Below are 26,661 nucleotides of genomic sequence, written 5' to 3'. Positions count from 1 at the left end.
TACCTCACTTAATAATCGCAATTTTTCCGTACTTCTGACCGACGCCGGGTGCGTCGACGAGATAGAAATAAACTCCGAATGCCACGTCCAAATTTGCATCGGTTCGCAAATCCCAATCGACGGTGCCATCTGCAATATCCTGCCCGGAAGGCATGATGATCTTTTTCACCAGTTCTCCGCGTGACGTAAAAATGTAAATCGTTGAACGCGGCGGCAGGTGGATAAATGAAATTTTCCTTGTGCCACGGCCGCTGTTGATTCCCGGCGGTAGAGGTTGCTCTTGCGTCGTCGCGGCGATGTAAGGATTCGGAACCACTCTTATATTGGCAAGTTGTGAGGCGCCAAGCTTATTGTTGACACCCTGGGCTTGAGTCTTTGCCTGAAAAACATCTGCACTTGAAAAAGGTTTGGAAGTGTAAAGGAGAAGCGTGTCTCCAACCGAGGGGATATGGCGAGTCGAATCTGCGCCCGAAAATGTATAGAACCATGTCGTAATTGCGGAGTCGGCGCCAGACGCAGTTTTGACATTCTTGAGCAGAATGACCTGGGAATTTGCAACAACGAAACCCAGTGGCCGGTATTTGGTTGAAGTCCCGGGAGAAAAAACAAACCCGATCGGCTCATGCGTATGTGCGTCGTATACTCGAAAGTTGACAGCTATTCTGGGAGCCAGAAGGAGCCCGCCGCTCTTCGTATGAAACGAAAACGCAGTCGTCGTGTCAGAGAGGGTCGAGTCGAATACGATGATATAGTCTTCAGGATATGCAACACCTACATCCATGGTGTTAGGGATATTGTTTGCCGGCAAAGGTATGGGTCCTTTGAAAGTATAGTTCGGCAGCGCGTAGTTCCTATTCCAGCCCGATAATGTATCGATCGGCGAAACACTCCACGAATTGTTTACAGTTATGTACATGCCGTCGAACAAATAGTTATCGAATGTCCCAACGGTTTCATTTTGCACCAATTGTGCTTTCACCAGCGTATCCGGCGATAATGAGTCCGTGTAATCAACCACATAGTAACCGGTGGTTGAGGGGACGAAATTTGCGAGCGTGTCACTAAATGTTACCCGGTAAGTCTTGTTGAAAACCGCGCGAGGATTCGCAACATTGAGGCTGACAGTTCCCGTTCCTGTGAGCGTGGTGCCGGGAACCGCCGAAAGGACGTTAGGTGTGCCGGGAGCATTGTACCCCGCAGATGGGGCCTGGGGAACGACATAGGCTACATTAATATCAGGATGCGCAATCCCTTGAGCGTCAATAGTAACGAACTTAGGAGTCTCCGCAGGATAGACGCTGTTTCCCGCATCGCCTTTTGTATATGCTGTGACCGCGTAGAAATATCCCTCACCATTCTGAAGGCCGCTGTCAACGTAAGTGTGAACCAACCCAACATCATTCCCCAGATAGAACTTCGGCAAGGCTGCAAGCGCCTGTGTCTGCGGCAGGAAATAACCTCTCACCTGATCCACAAGATCAAATGTTGCTATAGCCTGCCCATCTCCTTCAGTAAATCCCGGGTCGGTCGAGCGATAAACCTTGTATCCTTCAAATGTGTGCTGCTTTGTGGTATCCTGAATCGTATTGTCTACAAAGCTCTCTGCAATCGAGTTCCATAAAAGAGTAACCTTCTTATCTCCGGGAATTGCGGTCAGCGTCGGCTTGTACGGTGGCTTGGTAAAATTATAATTGTTGTCGTAAATCTGTTGGACAACTTGTTTGTTTTCAAATACGGTCGAACTGTCCGGACCGAATACCAATGCCATAGAAAATCTCTCGGTGTGCAGCGAAGGAAGCGGGAAGTAACCGGACGCAAAAATGAAATCTCCATCCATCGGGGTCTGCGGTATGACGTCAAAATATCCCGGGATCATCCTGTTCCATAGGACCTCGCTTTTGCTCATGTCGGGAGATTCACTTTGGTTGAAGAAATTGAAACTCGTCAATCCGAGCTGGTCGGACTCATTAACATCCGTTTGATCAAAATGAGGCTCACCCTCGGTCGGTATGCCGTCACCTTCTCCAAAATCACCTGTATGCGGGACGCCGTCAGCTCCAACATCATCAAAATTCGGATTCCAGTTTCCATTCTCATCACCCGACCAATGCGATTTCATGGCAGGAGGATACTTACCGGTTGACAAATCGCGGGGCTGCGTGTAATCGGGAACGTATCCGGTGACTACGTGCCCCGGCCCGCTGTCGCGTGCCTCATCGACCATGGTATTGTCCGTACCTGCTCCCGTCACATAATTGGCGTATGCAAGGGGTCTGGTATCTTGCTTGATTACATTTCCATTTGCATCTCGAAATATTCTTTGATAATGCAGATCGTGATTCTCATCGATTATTCCGTTGAGATTATCGTCGTATCCGTTATTCGGAATATCGGCTAAAACCTCGCCGTCATATATCCTGTAAGGGATTCCTTGCGAATAGACAGTCTCCGTATCCGCCGCGCTCCTCAGGAGCGTATCCAACAGAACAACCTGTCTTTCGTACCGAATCACCTGGAACGGTGTTTGAGTACCGCCTGTGATTATTTCAGGAGTAAGAGTGATCAGGACAATCTTATCGCTGGGGAAATTAGGATTCTTGCCATCATCCGTCCTATGTAGGGTCCGCGTGGCAAGATAACTGGCCGTCGACGAATTGAAAGTGAAATCATTCTCGCTGAACACAGGAGCATTCGGTTCTTCGCTGCTGTTGTTGTTGTCGATGGCATCGTACGGGTTCCCCGGACTTTCCAAATATGAGTATGCGGCATAGCCTATGCTATTCCGAACTCCAGGTAAGACCTGACTTATTGGAGTGAAACGAACTTCGTACACATTATCGTTCGCCTGCCATGTATAAGTCAGATTATTATTTAGATCGAAATACGCAAGATTGTCTTTGCATACATTGCCCAAATCGTTCAAATCGTTGTCATAACCTCCGACGCATCCTCCTATGATCAAACCAAAATCTGCTTTACTATAATTTGTAGTACCTATGTTGGTTATATCGTAGAGATAGAAGATCACATCCTGAGCTTGTATCTGCGACCACTGGAAACCGCGGACGGCTACAACTAATCCCATCCCGCTTCGGGACGTGTCGGTCGAGTCCGGATGAAACAAGTAATGCGTCCTCTGTTGAACGCTGTTGTCCTGTGCATCATCCATCACGAAATAGCTTTCTTGATCGGCGTTATTGACGCCTTTGCCGAAATAGCCGTCCCAGTATGATTTTCCGGTGCCGGGAACGATCCAATCCGGATGATCCGGCCATATTGATGGCCAACTGGAAGGGATATGGCTCATCGCAACTGTATCCTGATTCAGATTGACATATCCTGGTTCAGGCTCAAATCCTTGAAACTGACCCGTGTTCGGATCGACTTTGTTGCTCTGTCCGTTTCTTGGGCCTGGAGAAATTGTCACTGAGTGCAAAGTATCCGGAATCCCGTCGCCGGTGTAATCGCTAATCGGTATTTCAATTCCCACCAAAGGCGTGACGTCCCCGATATAACTATCATGGGTCGCAGGATAGGGCCATTCTCCACGAATATCGTTTGCGTTTGTTCCTGAAATTGAGCCGTCACTGCGAAATGAGATCGCTACTCTGTTACCGTTGTGAACACCAAACCGGGTATAGAGCGCCTTGCCTCCATGAGTCTTCGCCCAGTTTAGAAGCTCCGGCGTTTGTCCGAATCCTGCGCTTGAAAAAAGGAGGACGAGAAATGCAATTGAGAATTTACTCATGATCAATCCTTGACCTTAAAAGGAAATTGTTGTTCCAAATTCGACTCTTCTCGGTTCGGAGTAAAAACTTGGATTTGTGTACCAATCTTGAACTGTCGCAACTCTCTGCGAAGGATTAGATTGCAGGAGCGACTCTTCCGCCAGAGAAACGTCCGGCAAACCTGTATCGTTGTAAACATTGACGGCGTTTTTCGTATCGAGCACGTTGTTGACACTCAAGAAAATCGACAGCAAAGTCGTTCCGAGTTTGAAATTCTTGTACAGGCGAGCATCCAGGTTGTAAGTCGAAGGTTTTAGGCCGGAGTTATATACAAGCTCTCCGACATTCGAGAGCCCCTGCGGAGTGTAGGGTGTACCACTACCGTATCTGAATATGAAGCTGGCTCCCCAGTCATCGGCGTTATCGTAATTGAGTGATGCGTTGAGAGTATGCTGCTGATCCCAATCGAGCGGAATCAACTGCGTCTCGGGCTGCACGCCGCTGTTTCTCAGGTTGAATGCAGCGTTGGGATCCGATGCATCGCCTTTCGCGATTTGAAATGTATAATCTACCGTTGCGGAAATAGAATTTGAGAATCTCTTGTCTACTGAGATCACTATCCCTTTCACAAAGCCGAAATCTGTGTTCACGAACTTGCTGTACTCATATGAACCTCCTGCCACGTATTCAATCTCGTTAAGCGTTCCAGCCAAATTTCGGATGTCCCTGAAAAATCCCGTGATGTCAATCGAAATATCGTCCGTGAGCTGTTGCTGCAGCCCGAGTTCGCCGCTCGTCGTTTCTTCGGGCTGCAGATCGGGATTTCCTATGACTCCGAGATTGGAATTTCCCGCCAGCTGTAACTTGTAGCCGGGGCTCTGATATAACTCATCAAACGACGGCATTTGAAAGAAAAGCCCGTAGGAAAAATGAACGATGCCGCGGTCCGTTATGGGAAACGACACGCCAAGCCTCGGACTGAGCTGGTATTTATCTGAGGCATTCCTGTACCAGAATTTCATCCTCTGTTGCACTGCAAGGTCATGCTGATTGGTCGATGTTACTGTGACGCCGTTGATCCTGCTGCCAACAGGAGCGATGACACTGTCCTGATATTGCGGCTCGACTGGTGCGTACACATTGGGATCGGCAGGACTAGCAAGGATCTGTCCGTCTGGATGAAACCAATCCAATCTCACTCCTAAGTTGACGATAAGAGACTTGTATTCCATCTTGTCCTGCAAATAAGCGGAGAATTGCTGCGGCTTATGGAGGTACATCAGGTTATTCGGAGATTCTGTCCCGGGGATGAATATAGGTGATTCGAGAAACGCGTTGGTATCCGCATCCGTTATAGGGTTACGCTCGATATCTTTTCCTTGCATCTGCAAATTTATGTTATGTAGAAACAATTGATACTGGTCGAATTCCAAACCTGCTTTGATCATGTGTTCGTCGGAGACCTGACTGGTTATGTCGAACTTCGCGACATAGGTGTTCGTGCTGTGAATATTGTGTGCCATGTTCGTTCCGCCCGTGAGGAAGGTCCCTTCAGGAGCCTGCAGGAGTGCAGTATGAACATATTGCTGGTTAAATGGGTCCTGCCTTGCGAACAAATCTGAAATTGAAAAAGGACTTTCGTCCAAGTATTCGCGATAGTCTCTGAAATAGTAGGAAAGTCCAAGAGTGTAAAATGTTGAGGGGTTCAACGTATGAGTTAGGTTAAGAGTGTTCAGGTACCCTTTCTTAAAATTGCTCAGCTCCCCATCAGGGTTATACTTGTAACTCCAGTCAAAATCCTTTCCGCGCGCGTTGTCCAAAATAAAATTGTATGACAACTGGAATTCCGGAGTGACTTTATATGTGAGCTTTCCCTGGCCATATCCCTCCAAGTACGGAGCCAGCGGAACGACCTGCCCATTGCCGGTTGCTCGTATTATCCAATCACTTGGGCTCGCAGCAATTGCATTTGTCCGATCATAGGTGTTGAACTTTCTAATGCCCATCAGGTCGCCCGCCGTGTAGTAATAACGAGCATCGGCATAGAAGAAGAGCTTATCGCTGACAATAGGGCCGTCAAGCGATCCTTCGAGCCATCGAATAGAAAGCGGATCTATTTTTTGGAGCCCTGCGAAAATATCTGAGTGTGAAGTCGCATAGCTCCCGCCATACGCCGTGATGCTCCCTTTGAACTCATCGCCGCCTGTCTTGGTGGCAATATTTACGATCCCGCTCATCGCCTGTCCGTATTCCGCGTTGAAGGCACCGGTAACGAGCTGCATTTCTTGAATTGAGTTTTTGTTGACGTCGACAACAGTTGAGCCATCATAGCTGTCTGTAACCGGCACACCGTCGATCATATAGGTTACCTCACCCCAGCGGCCGCCTCTGGCATGCAAGTGTAAATCTCTATCGACATAAATTCCGGCCTGCAAATTCAGCACATCCTGCATGCTGGTAACTGGCATGGCCTCGATCTGAGAGCTGCTGACAACCGCCGTGGATGCGGTCATGTCTTTCTGGACCAACGGCTTCTGTGCCGTCACTACCACGGGTTCAGTCGTGACGGCAGACTCGTTCAATTCGAAGTCAACTTCAGTTGTCAGATCAATTGATACGTTATTATTCTTACTCTCGACAGGCTGGTACCCGACAGCGCTCGCCCGGACTGTGTACACGCCCGGCTGTACATTCAGGATCACATATCTTCCATCAAGATCGGTAGCAGCACCAAAGGAAGTTCCTACCACCATGACTGTTGCTCCGACTAGAGGTTCTTTCGACGAGCCATCCACTACTCTTCCGGCTATCTTGCCTGTGTCTCCGGCGAAAACTTTTAATGAAAGAAAAAAAATCAATGAAGCAGTAGAAATCTTTTGCATCGTCACCTCAATTTTGATTTCTCCTCAAAGCACCGCAGCTTTCTCTCACGATAAGCGTCGGCGAAAATGTGGTGTGTAACACTTCCATATCCGGATTTGCCATCCGTGCTACAAGCCGCTCAAGGGCAAGTACTCCAATTTGGTACATCGGCTGTCGCATTGTGGTCAGCTTGATATGCCTCGCGAGCTCAATGTCATCGAATCCGACAATTGCGACGTCCTCAGGGACCTTTAATCCATTCTCCGCCAGTGCCGCTATCGAGCCCATCGCTTGAATGTCCGAGGAGATAAAAAATGCTCTCGGCATTTCCGAACCCGTCTTGATGAACTCCATCATGGCTTCGTAGCCCGCCTCGCGATTGAATCCATCTTGCTTGTTGTTGTTTCCGGTTCTTACGAGAGTATCGGAAAAAATTATCCCGTGATTCTCAAGAGCGCGTCTATAACCTTGAAGCCGCTCGATAGCCGGCGTGCTGGCGAGTTTTGCATTTATCAATCCCACCTTGCGGTGGCCGAGTTCGATTAGATGTGTTGTGGCTGCGTATGCACCTTCGGCATTCGCCACCGAAATCGAATCGAAATCGGGAGACGTGGTATCAACGAGCACAACGGGAAGTCCGGTCTCTTCCAATCTCGGAATTATTTTTTCAGGGAGTTTCATGGAAAAAAATAAAATCCCATCCACTTTCCCCCTCTGAAGAGCGCGCGCAAGATAGGCCTCAACCTGACTGACATCGTTTACCCCGTAGAGCACCAAGTCATATCCCAGCTGGGAAATCCTGTCCTGGACGCCCTGGAGCACTTCAATGAAGAAGTAGTTTGTAAAAAATGGAATTATTGCAGAAACGGTTTCAGACTGTCTGCGTGCAAGGCGTTGGGCATATGTGTGCGGCTGATACTTCAACCTTCTGAGAACATCTTTCACACGTTGGCGAGTTTCAGGAGTTACATTTGGGTGATTGTTAAGAACGCGTGAAACAGTTCCGATGCCGACGCTAGCCTCTCTTGCGATATCGTAGATTGTAACCTTTAAAGCCATAAACCTCTTATTTTTGGAAACGGTTCCAAATGATAAACAACCAAAAGATTCCTGTCAAGTCATTTCTTAAGGATTTCTTCTGTCTTATGGAAGCGGTTCTAAATGCTAAGAAATCGAGAAAAATTAAGGGGCATCTTTATAAGTTAGCGCTAACATTGGACTTAGAAGGATGGTAAACCACAATTCTTTTGAAAGGCGACCGAAAAGTGCACATTACATGGTTGGAAACTCTTCCACGAATGCGAATTGTTATTCTGCAGTCATTTGCATGAAATTATGGAAAGTTAACCGACCAACCGAATGATCGGATCAGAATGTACCGCGATCACTGGAAATCTCTTTGAGAAATAAAGCCTGAAACGAAAAACAATTAGATGAATCGTATCTACCGCGCTGAGATTTCGGTGGGCGCGTGGCTTAGCTTTTCCGACTCAATGCATCATCTAATCAGTGTTGATTTGCAGATTGCCCTGTTGTGCGAAACTATCCGCGGCATGTCTCCGGGGCAGAAGGTGTGATAAATTATGTGGGGCTCGACTTCTTGATGGTCAGCCGAAACATCTGCTTTGAGAAGCCACATGGACAAGCTTCGACTTCAAACTTTCTCTCGAAGAAAGACAACTATCTCATCCAATATCTTCAGAGCTACCTCGTACTTTGGCAAGAGCGGAATATCCTTTTTCTCGCCGTCTCCCAAAAAGAGGGTCACTTTGTTGGTGTCGGTTCCAAAACCAGAGCCCTCGTCGCGAGGGTTATTCAGCACGATCATGTCCAGGCACTTCTCTCTTAGTTTTTTGACGGCATTTTCGACGCCATCATCTGTCTCAAGTGCAAAGCCGACAATTATCCGCTTTCCCTTCTTATCGGACAGCGATTTCAAGATGTCAATATTTTCGACAAGTCTGATCTCCAAATTCCGACCGCCGGATCCCTCTCTCTTCAACTTCCTATCGAATGGATCTGGGACTCTGTAATCAGATACGGCTGCAGTCATCACCAGCGCATCGCACCAATCGAAATTTTTCTGCACAGCCTCATACATATCGTATGCCGTCGAAACATTTTCTCTTGCAACATTTCGCGGTGTTTCCAGAGAAACCGGACCGGAAATCAACTTCACCTCGGCCCCTCGGTTCGCCGCGGCAGATGCTAGAGCAAACCCCATTTTGCCTGAACTTCTGTTCGAAATAAACCTTACTGCGTCGATCGGCTCCTGAGTCGGGCCCGCAGTCACAAGAATATTCTTGCCTGAGAGATCGCAACGGCCACTTTCAAATAAACGTTCGACCTCATTAACAATTTTTTCCACTTCGGCGAGTCGTCCCGCACCGCTGAGTCCGCTGGCAAGCTCTCCTTCTTCAGAATCAATGACCACAACGCCGCGCTCTTTCAATCTAGAAATATTGGCTTTCGTTGCCGGGTGGACATACATATCAACGTCCATGGCAGGCGCAATAATCAGCGGCGCACGAAGCGCCAACGCTGTCGAAGTAAGAAAATTATCCGCGAAACCCTGAACGAGCTTAGCAATAGTAGATGCCGTTATCGGCGCGATCAGCATCGCATCAGCCCATAAACCAAGGTTAACATGTTCGATGGAAGTGTCCTGATCTGGAAACATTTCAACATATACCTGGTTATGAGAGAGCGATGAAAAAGTAAGGGGTGCGATAAAGTTAGTAGCGGGTCGAGTCATTACCACTCTGACGTCGGCCCCCTTCCTCTGAAGCTCACGGAGCAAATATGCGCTCTTATAAGCCGCTATGCTTCCGCATATTCCTAGAATTATCTTTTTATCTTTGAGAAATGATGGTTGAGAGGTCATGGCTCATAATTTATAGTTGAACGACCATGATATACTCTAGGAGCTATGGGGCATGAACTAAGAATTGGTTTTTATTCGGACGATTTATAGCGATAAGCAATCTTGCCATGGACCAGCTCATCGAGGGCTTGCTCCGTTGGCTTCGAACATTTATCGAATTCTTTGCTCAATTCAACTTGCTCCGGATTTACTTTCTCATCCTCCTCAAGCGACTCCTGGACCTGTTTTATGCCCTCAAGCCGTTGAGTGAATTCGACTTTTCTCTCGTCGCTGATCTGTCTTGCTCTTTGCGATGCGACTGCGATCGCCTCGTAGGCGTTACCCGTTACGACGTCGAGTTGTGACAATTCAATTGGTTTTAGTCCCACCGGAAAATTCCTTCATTTTGTTATTTATGATCTCGGAAACCTCAGAAACCGCTCTTTCCAAATCATCATTTATAATAATATAGTCATAAAATTCCCCTTTCTCAAGCTCCATCGGCACCCGCTTCAGCCGTCTTTCAATCTGTTCCTTCGTCTCGCTTCCTCGCATCTCAAGCCTTTCTTTCAGTATTTCGAAGCTCGGCGGCTTGATGAAGATTGTCACCGCCTGAGGAAACTTCTTCTTGATCGACAAACCACCTTTCACATCAACGTCGAAAACTATGTTCTCTCCCGCAGATATTGCTCTTTCGATTTCGCCTTTCAACGTGCCGTAGTAGTTTGAGTATATCTCTTCATATTCGACGAGCTCACCGCCGGCAATCTTATTTTCGAAGTCCGATTTTGATAGGAAAAAATAATCTCGCCCATTTATCTCGCCGGGTCGCATTTCACGGGTAGTGGCTGATACGGAAAACTCAAACGATGGGAAACGCTGTAAAACCTCTCTCACGATCGTTGTTTTCCCCGCCCCGCTGGGCGCCGAAATTACGAGAAGCAATCCTCTGTTCACCAGTGATGTCCTAAATTTCAAGCCTAAATTCTAAACAATCACAAGCCTAAAATTCCAAACTAGAAAGAAAAACGGTCTGTGCTCCGAACTTATCTCGTCAAAGATATTTAATCATACGCCGAATACCGGCATCGCAGGATTTGGAATCCGATGTTTGGAGTTCTTTCAGGCGGATATCAGAACCAGCGTTAGATCAGTCCGCCCGTGTTGACATCACGTCATTCCAGATTTTGCACCTGCTCTCTTATTTTCTCCAATTCCTCTTTGATCTCCACAACAAGGTGAGACATCCCGGCATCAAACGCCTTTGAACCCATTGTGTTTGCTTCCCTGTTCATTTCCTGAAGAAGAAAATTCAATCTCCTCCCATTTGAGTCCTCACTGTTGAGAAGCTCCCTAAAAAACTTGTTGTGAGTTCTGAATCTAACCACTTCCTCAGTTATGTCAAGTTTGTCAGCCAACAATACGACTTCAAGCTCAATCCGCGCAGGATCAATTTCCTTTCCGTTCAAAACTTCATCAACCTTTTGACGGAGTTTTGACTTTTCTTCATCAATATTAAGATGCGAGAGCTTCTCTATCTTACCGAGTTCCGCGTCCAATTTATCAATCCGTACTGAGAGGTCGTTCTTCAGCGATAACCCTTCTGCGAGTCTGGCCTGCTTCAGTTGTTCAATAGCATCATTGATTGCCAATTTGATTGCTTGCCAATCATCACCGTTCAACGTTTCACTCGCTGCTCCTTTGAAAATATCCTTAAAGCTTAGAACATGTTCCAACTTTATCGGACCGGAAATTCTGGCATACTTCTTCAAGGACTTCAAAAGCTCTAAGATATGCTTTACGGACTCGGGATCAACTGTGACTTCGTCCTCGCTGCCTAGACCAATCATTGAAACAAGGACCGATAGCTTCCCGCGAGAAATCTGCTGCCGCACCATTTCTCGAACGTCAATCTCGCGAGTTGAAAGACTCTGGGGAAGTTTGACGTTTATTTCTAAATATCTGCTATTGACACTCCGTATCTCTGCCAGCGCATAGCACACCCCTACCGTTGCCTCGCCTTTTCCGTAACCTGTCATACTTTGTATCATCTGCGGAAACTCCCTAAAGCAAACTTAAGACTGACTCTAAAAATGAATTCTCACCGGAGATGTTGAAGGACTTTCTGCCGTTGCGTGGGTGAGCTCCCGGCGCCCACTTCGCCGGGCCACGACTCACAAATTTTCACATCTCTTTTTGGCAAATATTATCTCTATTGTTCACCAATGTCTCTTCAAAGCGTTGACTCCGACTTATTCTAACCATGCCGGCAAAACGAAAATGAATTTTCGAGTCTCGTCAACCAAATTTAAAGGACGGTTTAGAACTTCCGTCCTCCCAGCCAGCGTGATCTATCTTTTCGGTGATTTGAATCTCTTATCTGTAAGTCCCTTCTGGCCGAACTTGGAGTACCTGTCAATCCACTTCTTGACTGTCTTGACATTGGCACCAACCTTTTCAGCCGTACCTCTAAGACTTCCAACTTTCTTGTAAGTCTGAACTATCTTCAATCTTTTTTGAACATCACTAGTCATGACTTTTCTCCTATTTATTTTACGGCTGTATAATAACTCACTGAATTGTATTTGTCAACAACAAAAATAAAGTACGGGGTACTTCATACCACGAAAGTACAACATGGATACCTTGGCGAAGAATAAACTAACCGCACCCTATGTAGTTCAACCGGGCCGTAATCTTTGATGGACATCTTCAGATCCTAAGCAGAAGAAGACCATATCCGCCCTCATTAAACCATGGTTCATGGCCATCCATAATATCATCATAAGCAAGCGCGAGGGACAATAAACGGATGTCGGGGAATTAATTTCTAGAGGTGGTTTAACCCCACGGTCTAGTGCCGAAGGCGGGACTCGAACCCGCACGCCCTTTCGGGCCCTGCCCCCTCAAGACAGTGTGTCTACCATTTCCACCACTTCGGCATGGGGTTATAAAATTAAAAGGCCGTCGGCCAAAAAACAATATATGGGTTTACATGCAGGTCGTGAGCTGCAGACCAAGTACTAATCCACAGCTGCTAGACTCTCAACGCTTACCTTCTTCCCTTTGATCTGTCGGAATGCGAATGTCGATGCTGCGAATGCCTGTGTTTTTCCTCTTCTCCAAAGGACCCTTCAGATGGGTTCTGATTTGGATTAGGATTTTCGATCAAGACTTTCCTGCTCAAATTGTATCTTCCCATGTCGTCAACTTCCATCAGCTTGACTTCAACCTCATCGCCGACCTTGAAGACATCCTCAACCTTGTTAACTCGTTTGTGATCTATCTGCGAAATGTGCAGTAGACCCTCTTTGCCCGGAAGAAATTCAACGAACACACCGAAGTCCATGAGGCGTTTTACGGTTCCCTTGTAGATCTTTCCGACTTCCGGCGATTCCACAAGTCGCTCAATCATTTCTTTCGCCTTATCACTCGCTTCTCCGGATACAGCTGCAATAAGTACCGTCCCGTCATCTTCGATGTTTACTTCGGCACCTGTTTGCAGGACTATGTTTTTGATGACCTTTCCTTGCGGCCCTATCACCGCTCCGATCATATCAACAGGAATTTTGATCGAAGTCAATCGAGGTGCATACTTTGAGAGTTCCTTACGGGGCTCTGAGATTGCCCGTTCCATGATGTTGAGAATGTGGTGTCGCCCTTCTTTCGCCTGATCAAGCGCACGAGTCATGATTTCGAACGATATACCGCGGATTTTTATATCCAACTGAAACGCGGTAATGCCATCTCGCGTGCCGGCAACTTTGAAATCCATGTCGCCGAGATGATCCTCGTTTCCGAGAATATCCGTTATGATTGCAACATCGTCGCCCTCCTTGATCAATCCCATCGCGATTCCGGCAACCGGCTTTGCAAGCGGCACGCCTGCATCCATCAAAGCCAGAGAACCCGCACATACAGTCGCCATCGAAGAAGACCCATTCGATTCAAGAATGTCCGACACGATGCGTACCGTGTACGGAAACTCTTTTTCGCCGGGAACGAGATTTTTCAATGCCCGCTCGGCAAGATTTCCATGTCCTATCTCACGTCGACCCGGTCCTGACATTCTTCCAACTTCTCCCACACTAAAACTCGGGAAGTTATAGTGAAGCATGAAGCGCTTGGTCGATTCAGGGAGCAAACCGTCGATCGTTTGCTCGTCCAATTTCGTCCCGAGCGTAACCGTCGTCAAGCTTTGAGTTTCGCCTCTCGTAAAGAGAGCAGAACCGTGAGTACGCGGGAGGACGCCGATTTCGCACGATATCGGGCGAACGTCCTTGTATCCTCTTCCGTCCAGCCTGTGGCCTTCCTTCAAGATCATTTGACGCATATCTTCCCGATCGATATCGTGAAGAATCTCACCGATGATCATTTCCTGTTTCTCGCGCAAGACAGGATCTTCGACTGGATGTTTTTCTGCAAGTGCAGCCAGTACGTCCGCCTTTATCGCTTTCGTCCGCTCGCTTCTCTCTGCCTTCTTTGCAAGGGTCCTGTTTGATTCGCGGATGCGATCACAAGCAAGGGATTTTACTTCGACGACAAGCGGCTCGTTTGCTTCCGGGGCACTTACTTCCCGCTTCGTTTTGTTAACGAGAGCGGCAAATTCCTTTTGAAGAGCAACAATTTCCTTTATGTGGTTATGCGCGAGCTCAAGTGCGCCTATCATCTCAGCTTCCGAAATCTCCCTCGCTTCGCCTTCGACCATCACGATCGAATCTTCAGTGCCGGCAACAGTCAAATCGATATCGCTCTTTCCCAGTTGTGGGATGGTCGGGTTGATCACATATTGGCCATCGACCCTTCCCACCCTTACTTCAGCAATCGGCCCGTCGAACGGAATATCTGAAACTGCCAACGCTGCCGAAGCCCCGATTGCACCTAAAATGTCGCCGTCATTTTCACCGTCGAACGAGAAAACGGTCGAGACTACTTGAGTTTCATATCGCCACTCCTTCGGAAAAAGCGGCCGGATCGGCCTGTCGATCAGCCTTGCAGAAAGGACCTCTTTCTCGCTCGGTTTCCCCTCTCGCTTTATAAACCCGCCGGGAATTTTTCCGGCAGCGGAAGTCTTCTCCCGATATTCAACCTGCAGCGGCAGGAAATCTGTTCCCTCAACCGCCTCCTCAGCTGCAACTACCGTAGTGAGAACAAGTGTATCGGCATATCGTACCAAGACTGCTCCACTTGCCTGTTTAGCAAGTCGACCCGTTTCAAGAGTCAACTTTCTTCCGCCAATTTCAATCTCTTTACTTATAAAATCTTCCATTATTTATCCTTTTCGTTTAAGTTCCCGAAGGCCTCACAGTTTTCAAAGACCTTTAAGGTCAGCGGGTTCACTTTCTGAGTCCCAATTCGTCCACAATCTTCCTGTATCGATCGATATTCTTCGATTGCAGATAGTCCAGGAGACGTCTCCTTTTTCCGACCATCCCGAGGAGTCCCATGCGAGAATGGTTATCTCCCTTGTGGGCTTCGAAATGCGACGATAGTTCATTAATCCTTTCGGTCAAAATTGCAATCTGGACTTCGGTATTACCCGAGTCACTCGTGGATTTGCCGTACTTCTTAATTAGTTCTTGCTTTCGCTCCTTTGTCAAAGGCATTACAAGACTCCTATTTTTGTTTACTGAATGTTTTGATCAAATATTCATTCATCATTTTTTTATCCTCATTCATTTGCGAGATCAACTCATCAGATGAATTGAACTTCATTTCTTCTCTAAGTCTCCTTATGAAAGAAACTCTTATCTTCTTACCATAAATGTCCCGGTCGAAGTCGGAGATCCAGACTTCCACGATAGGGAGCCCGGAATTTTCGAATGTCGGCCGCACACCGATGCTTGCGAGTCCCACGAATTTTTCCCCTTCCGCCGCGACTTCCACGATATATATTCCGAAAGAAGGAACCAGGAGGCGGTCATCGACCAGCTTCAGATTTGCGGTCGGATAACCGAGAAGTCTTCCCCGCCCGTTGCCGCGTATCACGAAGCCCTCGAACGAATATGAGCGATCGAGCATCTTGTTTGCGAGAGGAAGGTTTCCCTCTTTCAAAAGCTTCCTGATGCTGGAACTTGAAACAATCATTCCCTCAATCAGAACTTTGTCAACGAAATCTACACCAAATCCGATTCTACCGCCAACTTCGCGGGCAAATTCGACGGTGCCTTGGGCCTTATGCCCGAAAGTATGATTATAGCCGAGTACCAGTTCGTGCAAGCCGATTTTTTCTTTCACCAGCTTAACGAGAAAATCTTCGGCAGTTACAAGGGAAAAATTGCGATCGAAGTGGAGGACACAAATCTCGTTGATGCCGGCATCGCTCATCATCCCGACACGTTCCTCTTCCGTCATCAAAAGCTCGACGCTTCCATTACCAAGAGTCTCCTGTGGATGCGGCTTGAAGGTAATCACGACACTCCTTCCGCCGATCGCGATCGTCTTTTCAACAAGCGTGTCCAATATTTTGCGATGAGCCGCATGCATCCCGTCGAATGTCCCGACAGTGACCACCGATTTCGGATCGCGTTTGATTTCCTCAAGGGAATAACAAATCACGCGGCGACCCTTTCGTGCTTATTATTCGAAGGCCCGGACTTCCCGGAAACGCCATCCGACAAGTTCAATTCGTCAAGCTTAGCGGCGTTCTTCGCATAGTAAGAGCCGATACGAATCCGGATGAGTTCCTCCAGCACCGCGCCGCACCCAAGATCGCGGCCGATGTCTCTTGCCAAACTTCTAATGTAAGTACCGCTTGAGCACACGATTCTCACCTTGAGATGCGCTGCTGCAAATTCTTCAACGTCCAATTCGGTTATTGACACTATTTTGGGTTTCAACTCGAACTTCACTCCACGTCGCGCCAGCTTATATGCCCTCTTGCCATTGATGCGCGTCGCCGAAAACTCCGGCGGTATTTGCTCGATTTTTCCAATATATTTTTTCAAAGCGTCGCGAACCTGCTCCTCGGACAAACTTACGTGAGGGGTCTGTTCAACAAGCTCCGTCTCGAGATCGTGGCTTTTCGACGTAGCTCCTAGTCTGAATGTCGCCAGGTACTCTTTATCAAGTTTTAAGAACTCGTTCATCAGTTTCGTTTTATTCCCGGTGAGAACGATGAGCAGCCCTTCTGCCAGCGGATCAAGTGTGCCGGCATGGCCTATCTTCTCAGGCTTTCGCTCAGGTGAAACCTTCGACAACTCTCGCCGCAATATCCTGACGACTTCGAAGGAAGTGACACCTTTCGGTTTGTAAACCGGAATGATTTCTCCTAATGTTCTCACTTTATTATTCTCTCAACCTCATCACTCATTCATCCTACTTGCCATCGTTCTCACGAGCTTTCTTCAACAACTGCTCTATGTTGGCGACGTAATCCATGGTATCGTCGATGAAGAAGACGATCTCAGGCGTGAATTTAATCCTCACCGTTTTGCCGATGAACTGCCTGATATCTTTCTTCGCTTCATTTAACAGGAAGAGCGTTCGCTCTTGCGTCTTAGTGTCACCAAGAACGCTTATGTAAACTCTCGCCAGTCTCAGATCAGGCGACATGGTTACCTTCGTAACCGTCATAAACCCCATCTCTGAAGTTCTGTAATCCCGTTCAATGAGGAGACTGATTTCTTGCTTGATTAAGTGAGCTACTTTTTCTGTTCTAACAGACACTTTAGGACAAATTTTAGATACTGGATTCCAAATACCTATCGCTAGCGGCTAGCCGCTAGTCCAACGTTCGTTGAGTTTCAACAATAACAAAAGCTTCAATGGTATCACCAACCTTTATGTCGTTGAAGTTTTCGAGACTCAAACCGCACTCATAACCTTCTTCAATTTCCCTGACGTCATCTTTAAACCTCTTTAACGAGCCTATGGTGCCTTCATAAACTACGATTCCGTCTCGAATGAGTCTTACACGGTTGCTTCTCTGAACCTTTCCGTCGACCACATAGCAGCCCGCAACCGTTCCCACCTTGGGGACCTTGAAAACTTGTCTGACTTCTACCGAACCCACCACATCTTCGTGAATCTCCGGGCTAAGTAATCCCTCCAATCCTTTCCGTACATTCTCAATCGCATCATAAATAATGCTGTATAATTTGATTTCGACAGATTCCGTCTCCGCCAGTTTCCTCGCGGCAGACCCCGGCCTAACGTGGAATCCGAGAATAACTGCATTCGAAGCGGCAGCGAGCAAAACATCCGATTCGGAAATTCCGCCCACCGCTTTGTGGATAACCTGTACTCGGACCTCATCGTTGGATAATTTTGCAAGAGCGTCACTCAACGCCTCAACTGAGCCATCGACGTCGCCTTTCACGACAATGTTAAGCTGCTTAATCATCCCCTCTTTAATTTCTTTCGAGATATCTTCAAGAGTCACATGCTGGCGCGTACCGCGCATCTCCTGCTCGCGTCTTATTATTTTTCTGCGGTTGCTGATATCGCGAGCGAACTTGTCGTTCACGACCGCGACCATGATATCACCCGCAGTCGGGAGTTCGTCAAATCCGATGACCTGAACCGGCATCGATGGCAATGCGGCTTCGATTCGATTTCCGCGCTCATCTGCCATGGCCCTGACTCTTCCGTTGCTTGTCCCCGCCACAAACGGATCTCCAATTTTCAGAATTCCCTTTTGAACCAATACGGTCGCAACTGCACCGCGACCTCTGTCAAGTGTCGATTCTATCACGACGCCCCTTGCGAGCCTGTTCGGGTTCGCCTTGAGATCGAGTATCTCGGCCTCGAGCAAAACTTTTTCCAGCAAGAGCTCAACATTAGTTCCCTTTTTTGCAGAGATTTCCACCGATTGAGTCTTTCCACCCCATTCTTCCAGGAGAACATTCTGATCCGCTAACTGCTTCCTAATCCGATCCGGATTGGCCTCAGGTCTGTCAATTTTATTTATTGCTACGATCATCGGAACATTGGCGGCGCGTGCATGGTTAATGGCTTCGATTGTTTGCGGCATCACGCTGTCATCGGCGGCAACCACGAGAATGACGATGTCGGTTACTTGAGCGCCCCTGGCGCGCATAGCCGTAAACGCCTCATGCCCCGGCGTATCGAGGAAAGTTATTTGCTTGTCGTTTTTCAATCTTACCTGATAGGCGCCGATATGCTGAGTAATTCCACCAGCTTCGCCCGCCACTACGTTAGTCTGTCTTATGAAATCTAACAGGGAAGTCTTTCCGTGATCTACATGTCCCATGATGGTAACAACGGGCGGGCGAGGCTTCAGGCTCTCCGGGGAATCGGGTTTATCCTCGAGGAGTTCGTCCGTGTATTCCTCCTGCAACTCGACCTCATAACCGAAATCGTCTGCGAGAAGAGTAATTGTCTCGAGATCAAGCCTTTGATTGATCGAAACCATCAAGCCGAAGGAAATACACTTTGAAATAACATCAGCAACATCAACTTCCATAAGTTTTGCGAGCTCACCGACCGAGACAAACTCAGGAAGCCTTAATTTGCGTTTCTCTTTTTCTTGCTCCTCGATAGCACGTTGGGCGGCCTCAAACTTTTCCTTTCTTTTCTTCTTTCGCATCGCCGCCCGGTCGGATTCCCCGGCGTCATCGAGGCTTGCCATCGTTCGCTGGAAAGCCAACTCAACCTCTGCTTCGTCGACATCCGGGTGTTTGCCCTTTTTCTTTTTCCGCTTCTTGAGGTCTTCTTCGGTAATTTCCGCTGCAACCACAGGCTCCGGAGAGCTTTCCTCTCGAATTTTTTTCTTCTTTTTCTTCTTCTTCTTGTGTGCTGATGTTTCTGTCTCCAGTTCGGCCGCAGCTTCTTTTGTTTTTTTCTCGGCTTCTTCGAGTTCATGCTGCAACCTGAGTTCTTCCTCGGTTATCTTCCTTCCAGTACGAAGGTCGATCCGTCCCCGAATTTTTAACCCGCCCTCTTCTTTGCTTGCGGGAGGAACTTCAGCATGCCTGGCCTTCACATCCACGGCTGCCTGAGGAGTCTCCGCAGCTTTTTTCTTCGCAGCCTTTTTTTCGACCTCCGTCTTAATAGGCGAGGTATCCGAGACTGTTTCGGCAGATCCTAACTCGAGCTCCTTCTCAAACCCTCCAGCCGTCGTTGAAACAGTGTCAGATTGTGCCATCTTGCCACGATCTAAGACCTCAGCTGAGGAGATGGAAACCTCATCATCTAGGGCTTTGTCTTCTCTTGGCTCAGCCTTTACCTCAGCGGCCAAAGGAGCCTCTTGCATGTGAGAAGTCGCCTTTGCATCGATGTGCAGGCGTCTCTCAATAGTCACGGTATCGACTAGTTTTTTGACGGCTACCTTTTCCTCTTGCTTCTCCGTGAGCTGCTCTTTGATCTTCTGCCGCTTTTCAACCTGATCAAGCTCCTTTTTAAAATGAGCAGCGAGCTCATTATACATCTGCTCGTCTATGGACGAAGTACGCTTGATTTTGTCGTGTCCCTTAGTCTTCAAAAAATCTACGATGTCATTTGCAGAGACTTGAAACTCAGAAGCCACTTTTGTTACGAGTTTTTTCTTGAATGTACTTTCTGCCATGTCGAGTTTTCTCTTTGCCTCTATTCTTCTTTCACGCCCGGATTTATTCCATCATTTGAGCCAGAATCCTCAACCTTTGCGCTATCGGTTTCTCCGTCTGCGGAAGGCCCATCATCTGAATTTCCGGAAGCGGCTGGATTGTCCTCGCCCGAGCGAACCGCCTCGGTAGATTCCGTCTTCTCATCATGAGTCTGGCTCAGACCCTGCGGCTGATCTGCGATTTCATTCTCATCTTCGCTTTCAGGTTCGTCCTCAAGCTCTTTGCGCATCATGTCCTTTATCTTGGAAATTTCCTCGAGAGAGATATCGACATCGGTCTTTATTTCTTCCTCTGTCGCTTCCAAGACGTTCCTTGCAGTCAGGTAACCGGCATCCAGAAAACTTGTCAACAATACCTCGCCAAGTTCCTCTTTGAATTCGGACAGATCGATATCATATTCTTCAGCTTGCCTCTTTTCACCCCTCTTTGTTTCGGGTGCTGCGCTCTCTCTCATCAAATCTATGTCGAAACCTGTCAACCGCGATGCCAGTTTCACGTTAACGCCTTCCTTACCGATCGCTATTGACTCCTGATTATTGTCGACCCACACCTGAGCCTTGTGGTTTTCCAAGTCCACTTCAGCACGCGTGACTTTTGCCGGAGTAAGTGCTCGTTCTACGAAAAGAGTGGGATTGTCGGAATAATTCAGGACATCGATATTCTCATTATTCAGCTCGCGAACGATCGAATGAATTCTCACGCCTTTCATCCCGACACAAGCACCGACGGCGTCAACTCGCGAATCTATAGAAAGAACCGCAACTTTTGCTCTCTTGCCGGGTTCACGCGCAATTGCTTTGATTTCCACAACGCCGTCAAAAATTTCAGGGATCTCCATCTCGAACAGTTTTTTAAGAAACATCGGATCGGATCTCGATATGATCACCTGAGGTCCCGAAGTTCCTTTCCGCACCTCCTTGACCACGGCGCGGATCGTAGAATTTTTTCTATAATGCTCATTCGAGATTTGCTCCGAACGTGGGAGAAAAAGTTCACGCCTGTTGTGATTAACAAGTATGAAGTCGCGCTTGACCTGGTAAATCTCTCCGACGACGATCTCTCCGATCATCTTGTTATACTCGTCGTAGATGACGTTCTTTTCGTACTCGTGGAGACGCTGTAGGAACGTCTGTCTGGCAAAGACCACGAGCCGCCTGCCAAGATCCACTGGAGAAATTTCTTCCGGATACTGATCCCCTATTTCAAACTCACCGCTCGGGTCCAATTGTTTCACCGCCTCAAGACTGATTTCTTTTGCGGGGTTATCCACGTGTTCCACGATCGTCTTGATGACGTAAATCTCGATCTCACCCCGGTCCGCATTCGTGACTATATCTGTTTCTACGTCTTCTCCGTATTTCTTCTGTACAATTCCCGAGAAGACCTCTTCCAAAATTTCCGAAACGACTTCTTTGTCGATGCCCTTCTCCTTAGCAATCTCCGCAGCCGCTGAAATTATTTCACTTTTTTCAGTATGCATTTATCTTCTCCCGATGGCGTTCGTTGTTGATGTCACCATCTTATTTTTACAATTGCTTCATCGACCAAATCAAAACCGACTTCGACCGTACCACTTTGCGTCTTTACGACCATTTTCTCATCTTTTATATCGATCATATCGCCTTCAATATGTTTCACCTCTAGCTCGTCACGGTACTTGATGGACATCAGCTTGCCGATGTTTCTTTTAAATTGCCTCTTGTCCTTCAGTGGCACTCCTATACCCGGCGAAGAGACATCTAAACGGAAATTATCTCCCAGAACTCTGGATGAGTCGATCAACGGTAATATTTCTCTGCTAATCTCCGCACACTTGTCAATTGATATTCCGCTCTCTGTCTCACAAAAGACCTCAAGGAGTGGCCGCCGTTGGTCTCCCTTAAGAGAAATATCTACCAAGAAGGCTCCGTTACTTTCGATCGCCGGTTTCAACAATCTCTTTAAACTCTCTATTTTCTCTGTTTTTTCCATATCTTCTAAAAAAATAGCCCAGAAATTCCGGGCCACTAGTCGGAGTAAAGCAATATACATTAAGGAATCTACTTGTTCAACCCACACCACAGCTCTTTCAGCAAAGGAGCGCCTGAGTCTATGGATCAAAACCTTAAGAAAAGTCCTTTTGCATGTTTTCGGTCGAGATTTCTCCATCAGTTGCCTCTATTGGTGGAGACATTATTCTTGTTTTTGACACGAGACAAGGTCCACGAGCGAGTCTACTGGACCACAAGGCCCCAGAGTTGCTTTTAAAAACATTTGTTAGTAATGTAAAAACAACGAACAAAGAAAGGAGATTACTATGTCAGGGTTAAAGGTTCTTCCGCTGGGACTCGTAGTATTTCTGTATGTCGGCTGCGCGACATTCGGACAAATGGGATCGGAAATCACTCCGCCGACGTTGATCCAGAAGATTCCACTTCCTTCTCCGCCACCGGCTCTCAAATCATCTGACTTCAATCTCAAAATGGACCTGCTCATTAGCAAGGAAGGCAAAGTCCTTTATGCACAACTTCAGAATTCTACAGGCGATCCGCAATGGGATTCTGCGGCAGTAAAGTGCATTCTTCAATGGAGATACTCACCCGCTATGGCTAACGGGAAGCCGATCCAGTTAAAGATTTCACAACTTGCTCATGTCATCCCGTCGCCGCCTCTAATGATGAAGCTTTCAGAAATCATGTGTACCACTATGGCAGATGCCGATTCAGCCTACGCTGCGTTGCAGACCGGAGATAGTTTTGAGTCTCTGGCTAAAAAATATTCCGCTTCCCCTTCAGCACAAAATGGCGGAGATTTAGGGCCCGTGGATATTCACATGTATGAAGATGAAGTTCAAGACGTGCTTCAGAAACTGAAACCCGGCGAATATACTCATCCGATTCCATTTGGCCTGAACTTCGTGATCTTCAAGAGGTCACTCGAGGGAAATCAGCTATAAGAATTGTAACTCTATCTGAAGACCTGTAAATTGTTGCTGTAGTCCCTGAACGCATGGCGGCCATCAACCATGGCCGGAGCCAAAAATCGTGCCAGGACGTACTGGAGAGGTGCGAGAGTGGTTGAATCGACCGGTCTTGAAAACCGGAATACCCTTCGGGGTATCGAGGGTTCGAATCCCTCCCTCTCCGCAAAAATAGTTAAAAGTGAATCGACAAAAGAAAATGCGGTCTCACCGTTGACCATTCATTATAGACTTTTCACTATACATCATCGTTCAATTGTGCCGTAACCTTTTCGGAGGACTGAATGCATTATCCATGGTGGTACGTACCATACCTCACCTCCCCAATGCTCATCGCTTTAATCGCCACGATCCATATTTTCACCTCGTTGTACGCCGTTGGCGGTGGAATAGTATTAGCAGGTGAGGTTTCTCACGCCTACAAAATAAACAACAAATCTCTTCTCGATTACCTGAGATCACACACGTTTTTCTTTATCCTCCTCACCGTTGTCTTCGGGGCAATAACCGGGGTCGGAATATGGTGGATAATTGGACTCTCCTCTCCACTCGCCACGGAATCGTTGATTCATATATTCGTTTTCGGATGGGCGATGGAGTACGTCTTCTTCGTGCTCGAGATTTCGTCCGCATTTATTTTCTTCTACTACTGGGGAAAGTTGGACCCGCATACGCACAAGATCATAGGCTGGATCTATGCTGTATCGGCCTATATGAGCCTCGTGATAATAACCGGCATTACGGCGTTCCAACTTGACATCGGAACCTGGACTCCCGACAAAGGAATGTGGGTAGCATTTTTTAATCCGCAAACGTTGCCTCAGATTGTCGCAAGAAGCGGAGCTTCCCTCCTGATGGCATCGCTCTACATTTATTTGCACGCGGCATTCAAATTGAAGAACGACTCAAATCTGCGATCTCTGGTCGAAACTAGAACGGCTACGTGGTCGATGGTGGGAGCCGCGCTCGTGACGATCGGAGGAGCATGGTGGTACATAAACCTTCCTGCGAGCAGTAAAGCAGCTCTCGCCGGCGCCAGCGCATTGAATGTATTGACCGCACTCGTCTTCGCAGCCTCGGCGGTCGTTTTCTTCATGCTGTACTTCGGCCCGCATAAGAACCCGGGCTGGATCAATCCGGGATTTGCGATACTATATTTTGCGATCGGAATAGCAGCCACATCGACCGGCGAGTTCATCCGCGAAGGTGTGCGCAAACCCTTCATCATCTATAATTATGTGGTAGGAAACAACGTCCTCACTTCAGAGATACCAAAGCTGCAGGCGACCGGATACCTTAACGGCGGGGTCTGGACAAAAGCATTTGTTAGATCTCACTACCCGCAGGTCATGGGTTTGGACGGAAATATAGATGGTGCAAAACTGTTGCAGTTGCCTGAAACGGATCAACTTGCGGTTGGAAAAATCCTCTTCCAATATCATTGCAATGATTGTCATTCGGAAAAAGGATTCTCGGGCGTGTCTGAATACACCCGCGGCTGGAGTGAAAGCATGATCAATACGGTGGTGACCCACCTCGACAAGGCACATTACTTTATGCCGCCATGGTGCGGAACTAGGGAGGAGGCTATATTGCTAACAAAATTTCTTGAAAGCATATCCCTCAACTCCCCGAGCGGGATGATATTTTCGGGAGAAACAATTCGTTCAAAATCCGACATAACCCAAATGAAGGGAGGAGGTATTGGGAAATGAATCCACAAGATCTTATCGCGCCATCCTCACCGCTCGGAAACCCCGCACCATTCTGGTTCATAACTTTCTTCAAAGTCCTAGGATTTATTCTTCACATGATCCCGATGAATATCTGGTATGCCGGGATGTTGATCGTCGCGGTCTTTGGAACGTTCGGGAAAAATCACGCAGAAGAGCTTTCCCATCGTCTTTCTCGAAGTATGCCGATAATCGTTGCAATGGGTGTCAACCTCGGCATCGTTCCTCTTCTCTTCACACAGGTCAGCTATTATCAATTTTACTATCCGGCCGGAGTTTTAATAGGATGGCCGTGGCTGAGCGTGATCTTCCTTCTGGTCTTTGCTTACTATGGCGTCTACGTCTACTCGCTCAACGTTCGAAATAACAGGAAGACGAAATTCGCTGTCGCATCGGCGTGGGTAAGCTCGATCCTTTTCATAATTATCGGATTTCTTTTTGCCAACAACTTTAGTTTGATGGTAAATGTAAACGAGTGGACAAGAATCTTCGAACGAACGAACGCGGCAGGAGCAGTGACGGGCCAGGCCTTGAACATTTCCGATCCGACCCTGTTTCCCCGGTGGCTGATGATGTTCGGGATAGCGATGATGACGACGGCTGTTTACATTGTGTTCGATGCTTTTTACTTCAGAAAAGATTCTACGTCGAGCGGATACAAGGCGTGGGCTATACGATTTGCCTTCGGCATTTTCACCTTTGCAGCGATTTGGTTCGCCGTTACCGGAAGCTGGTACATTTTCGGCGCGCTGGATGAGTTCACACTGACTCGCGTTGGTAATTCTCCATCGGTGATTGTTCTTTTCATCTTTACCGCACTTTCACCCGGTGCTCCATGGCTTGCTATGCTGCTGATGTTCATGAGAGTCAAATCGAATCTGCTGCCGAGTAAGAGCTTGGTAGCGACTGCGGCACTTGCGCAGTTCGTGGTCATAACATTGAATGCAATCAGCAGGCAGTGGGTGCAGAATACAGAGCTATCTCGATTTCGGGATATTACAACGGAGACCGTAAACACTCAGTGGAGCCCGATGATAATTTTTCTTCTTCTGTTCGTTGCGGGGCTTGGTGTTGTTGGATGGATGATTTCTAAAGTGATGGCGATAGACAAAGCCGCAGTGAGCTCACGAGGCTGAAGATCTATGCCGGCTAAGGGGCAGCAAGGCGAGGTCGACACGCTGGACCCGCATCGTCACCGCGGTCCCGCCTAATAGTGTAAGTAGAATTTAAGCCTGTTTCTCTCAGTCTTTCGACTGCGAGAAGTCATCTATGAGTTTCACAAGCTCGGGCCGTCCCTGTCCGGAGATTGCCGAGAAAGGTAAGAAGCACTGACAGAGCCTCAGGTTCGGCAGCTGGGCCTTTGCACGGGCCATGTGCGTGTTCATCTTGTTCTGGGAAAGCTTGTCAGCTTTTGTCATGACTATCACGTAGGGGATTTTGTAGAATTCAAGCCAGCCTATCATTATCTTGTCCAACTCCATCGGTTCGTGTCGCGCGTCCAATATCTGGATTACAAGTTTTAACTGCTTTCGCTCTTGAAGGTAGGTTTCGACTAGTTTCGCCCAGCTTGATTTCATATGTTCAGGAGCAATAGCGTAACCGTACCCCGGTAGATCAACGAAGTAACGCTCCTCGTTTATCAGGAAAAAATTCAAAGAACGTGTTTTCCCGGGAGTTGAACTTGCCTGCGCAAGATTCTTTTTATTGCAGAGCTTATTTATCAGGGAAGACTTGCCGACATTTGACCTGCCGATAAATGCGATCTCCGGTAATTCCGTGTCCGGTACTTGGGAGTAGTCCACAGCACTGGTCACAAATTTCGCCGTGTCAATTTTCATAAGGTCATATCCCCATCAAAGTTAGACTTGTTCACATCATTTATAATTTAGTAAAAAGGCGGGAAAATTTCAATCTACCCAGACAATGACGGCCTGTGACAGTTTTTCTT

General features: G+C 47.6%; 20 protein-coding genes and 2 tRNA genes. 4 read left to right on the top strand and 18 right to left on the bottom strand.

Features of this window, described 5'->3' with window-relative positions; translation table 11 throughout:
• Window positions 1-4: 4 nt before the first annotated feature.
• The 17 genes from VLX91_02925 to VLX91_02845 all read right to left on the bottom strand — a co-directional run bounded on the left by VLX91_02925 (window position 5) and on the right by VLX91_02845 (window position 22,169).
• Window positions 5-3,748 carry a hypothetical protein gene (locus VLX91_02925; protein HUI29144.1) on the bottom strand — a complete coding sequence of 1,248 codons (3,744 nt, stop codon included), beginning with the start codon at window positions 3,746-3,748 and terminating at the stop codon, window positions 5-7.
• A gap of 15 nt (window positions 3,749-3,763) precedes the next feature.
• Window positions 3,764-6,610, bottom strand: a complete 2,847-nt coding sequence (locus VLX91_02920) for a TonB-dependent receptor (GenBank protein ID HUI29143.1) — start codon at window positions 6,608-6,610, stop codon at window positions 3,764-3,766.
• A 7-nt stretch (window positions 6,611-6,617) separates the two neighbouring features.
• Entirely contained in the window at window positions 6,618-7,649 is a 1,032-nt protein-coding gene (locus tag VLX91_02915; GenBank protein ID HUI29142.1) for a LacI family DNA-binding transcriptional regulator, read from the bottom strand.
• A 595-nt stretch (window positions 7,650-8,244) separates the two neighbouring features.
• A complete protein-coding gene (gene coaBC / locus VLX91_02910; protein ID HUI29141.1) occupies window positions 8,245-9,474 on the bottom strand; it encodes a bifunctional phosphopantothenoylcysteine decarboxylase/phosphopantothenate--cysteine ligase CoaBC in 1,230 nt (409 codons plus the stop codon).
• Between the two features lie 71 nt (window positions 9,475-9,545).
• A complete protein-coding gene (locus VLX91_02905; protein ID HUI29140.1) occupies window positions 9,546-9,842 on the bottom strand; it encodes a DNA-directed RNA polymerase subunit omega in 297 nt (98 codons plus the stop codon).
• A complete protein-coding gene (gmk, locus tag VLX91_02900; protein HUI29139.1) occupies window positions 9,823-10,410 on the bottom strand; it encodes a guanylate kinase in 588 nt (195 codons plus the stop codon). The genes VLX91_02905 and gmk overlap by 20 nt, the downstream gene beginning before the upstream one ends.
• A 218-nt stretch (window positions 10,411-10,628) precedes the next feature.
• Window positions 10,629-11,504 carry a YicC/YloC family endoribonuclease gene (locus VLX91_02895; GenBank protein ID HUI29138.1) on the bottom strand — a complete coding sequence of 292 codons (876 nt, stop codon included), beginning with the start codon at window positions 11,502-11,504 and terminating at the stop codon, window positions 10,629-10,631.
• A gap of 300 nt (window positions 11,505-11,804) precedes the next feature.
• Entirely contained in the window at window positions 11,805-11,987 is a 183-nt protein-coding gene (locus VLX91_02890) for a helix-turn-helix domain-containing protein (GenBank protein HUI29137.1), read from the bottom strand.
• A 324-nt stretch (window positions 11,988-12,311) separates the two neighbouring features.
• Window positions 12,312-12,395 (bottom strand) — tRNA-Leu (locus tag VLX91_02885).
• Window positions 12,396-12,505: 110 nt separating this feature from the next.
• Window positions 12,506-14,722 carry a polyribonucleotide nucleotidyltransferase gene (gene pnp / locus VLX91_02880; protein HUI29136.1) on the bottom strand — a complete coding sequence of 739 codons (2,217 nt, stop codon included), beginning with the start codon at window positions 14,720-14,722 and terminating at the stop codon, window positions 12,506-12,508.
• Window positions 14,723-14,789: 67 nt separating this feature from the next.
• The gene (rpsO, locus tag VLX91_02875) at window positions 14,790-15,059 is read right to left on the bottom strand and encodes a 30S ribosomal protein S15 (GenBank protein ID HUI29135.1); all 270 of its coding nucleotides are present in this window, start codon (window positions 15,057-15,059) and stop codon (window positions 14,790-14,792) included.
• A 10-nt stretch (window positions 15,060-15,069) separates the two neighbouring features.
• A complete protein-coding gene (locus VLX91_02870; protein ID HUI29134.1) occupies window positions 15,070-16,011 on the bottom strand; it encodes a bifunctional riboflavin kinase/FAD synthetase in 942 nt (313 codons plus the stop codon).
• The gene (gene truB / locus VLX91_02865) at window positions 16,008-16,736 is read right to left on the bottom strand and encodes a tRNA pseudouridine(55) synthase TruB (GenBank protein HUI29133.1); all 729 of its coding nucleotides are present in this window, start codon (window positions 16,734-16,736) and stop codon (window positions 16,008-16,010) included. Before truB ends, VLX91_02870 begins: the two co-directional genes overlap by 4 nt.
• A gap of 34 nt (window positions 16,737-16,770) precedes the next feature.
• Window positions 16,771-17,121 carry a 30S ribosome-binding factor RbfA gene (rbfA, locus tag VLX91_02860; protein ID HUI29132.1) on the bottom strand — a complete coding sequence of 117 codons (351 nt, stop codon included), beginning with the start codon at window positions 17,119-17,121 and terminating at the stop codon, window positions 16,771-16,773.
• Window positions 17,122-17,176: 55 nt separating this feature from the next.
• Window positions 17,177-19,981, bottom strand: coding sequence for a translation initiation factor IF-2 (gene infB, locus VLX91_02855; GenBank protein ID HUI29131.1), 2,805 nt, complete (start codon window positions 19,979-19,981; stop codon window positions 17,177-17,179).
• A gap of 20 nt (window positions 19,982-20,001) precedes the next feature.
• Window positions 20,002-21,501, bottom strand: a complete 1,500-nt coding sequence (gene nusA / locus VLX91_02850) for a transcription termination factor NusA (GenBank protein HUI29130.1) — start codon at window positions 21,499-21,501, stop codon at window positions 20,002-20,004.
• A 32-nt stretch (window positions 21,502-21,533) separates the two neighbouring features.
• On the bottom strand, window positions 21,534-22,169 hold the full coding sequence (locus VLX91_02845) for a hypothetical protein (protein HUI29129.1): 636 nt from the start codon (window positions 22,167-22,169) through the stop codon (window positions 21,534-21,536).
• Window positions 22,170-22,317: 148 nt separating this feature from the next.
• Here VLX91_02845 and VLX91_02840 point away from each other — a divergent pair, with 148 nt between their 5' ends.
• From VLX91_02840 to VLX91_02825, 4 genes are all read left to right on the top strand, one after another.
• Window positions 22,318-22,956 carry a TonB family protein gene (locus VLX91_02840; protein HUI29128.1) on the top strand — a complete coding sequence of 213 codons (639 nt, stop codon included), beginning with the start codon at window positions 22,318-22,320 and terminating at the stop codon, window positions 22,954-22,956.
• Window positions 22,957-23,059: 103 nt separating this feature from the next.
• Window positions 23,060-23,146 (top strand) — tRNA-Ser (locus VLX91_02835).
• A gap of 118 nt (window positions 23,147-23,264) precedes the next feature.
• A complete protein-coding gene (locus VLX91_02830; protein HUI29127.1) occupies window positions 23,265-24,695 on the top strand; it encodes a hypothetical protein in 1,431 nt (476 codons plus the stop codon).
• Window positions 24,692-25,849: a hypothetical protein gene (locus VLX91_02825; GenBank protein ID HUI29126.1), complete on the top strand. Its 1,158-nt coding sequence runs from the start codon at window positions 24,692-24,694 to the stop codon at window positions 25,847-25,849. The genes VLX91_02830 and VLX91_02825 overlap by 4 nt, the downstream gene beginning before the upstream one ends.
• 105 nt (window positions 25,850-25,954) lie before the next feature.
• Here the strand turns inward: VLX91_02825 and yihA are convergent, their stop codons facing one another.
• Window positions 25,955-26,551: a ribosome biogenesis GTP-binding protein YihA/YsxC gene (yihA, locus tag VLX91_02820; protein ID HUI29125.1), complete on the bottom strand. Its 597-nt coding sequence runs from the start codon at window positions 26,549-26,551 to the stop codon at window positions 25,955-25,957.
• Window positions 26,552-26,661: the final 110 nt, after the last annotated feature.

The organism is Candidatus Acidiferrales bacterium (genome assembly GCA_035515795.1).
Classification (GTDB): domain Bacteria; phylum Bacteroidota; class Ignavibacteria; order Kryptoniales; family JAKASW01; genus JAKASW01.
Note: the sequence above shows the minus strand (reverse complement) of the source record. Positions and strands in the feature narration are given on the sequence as shown.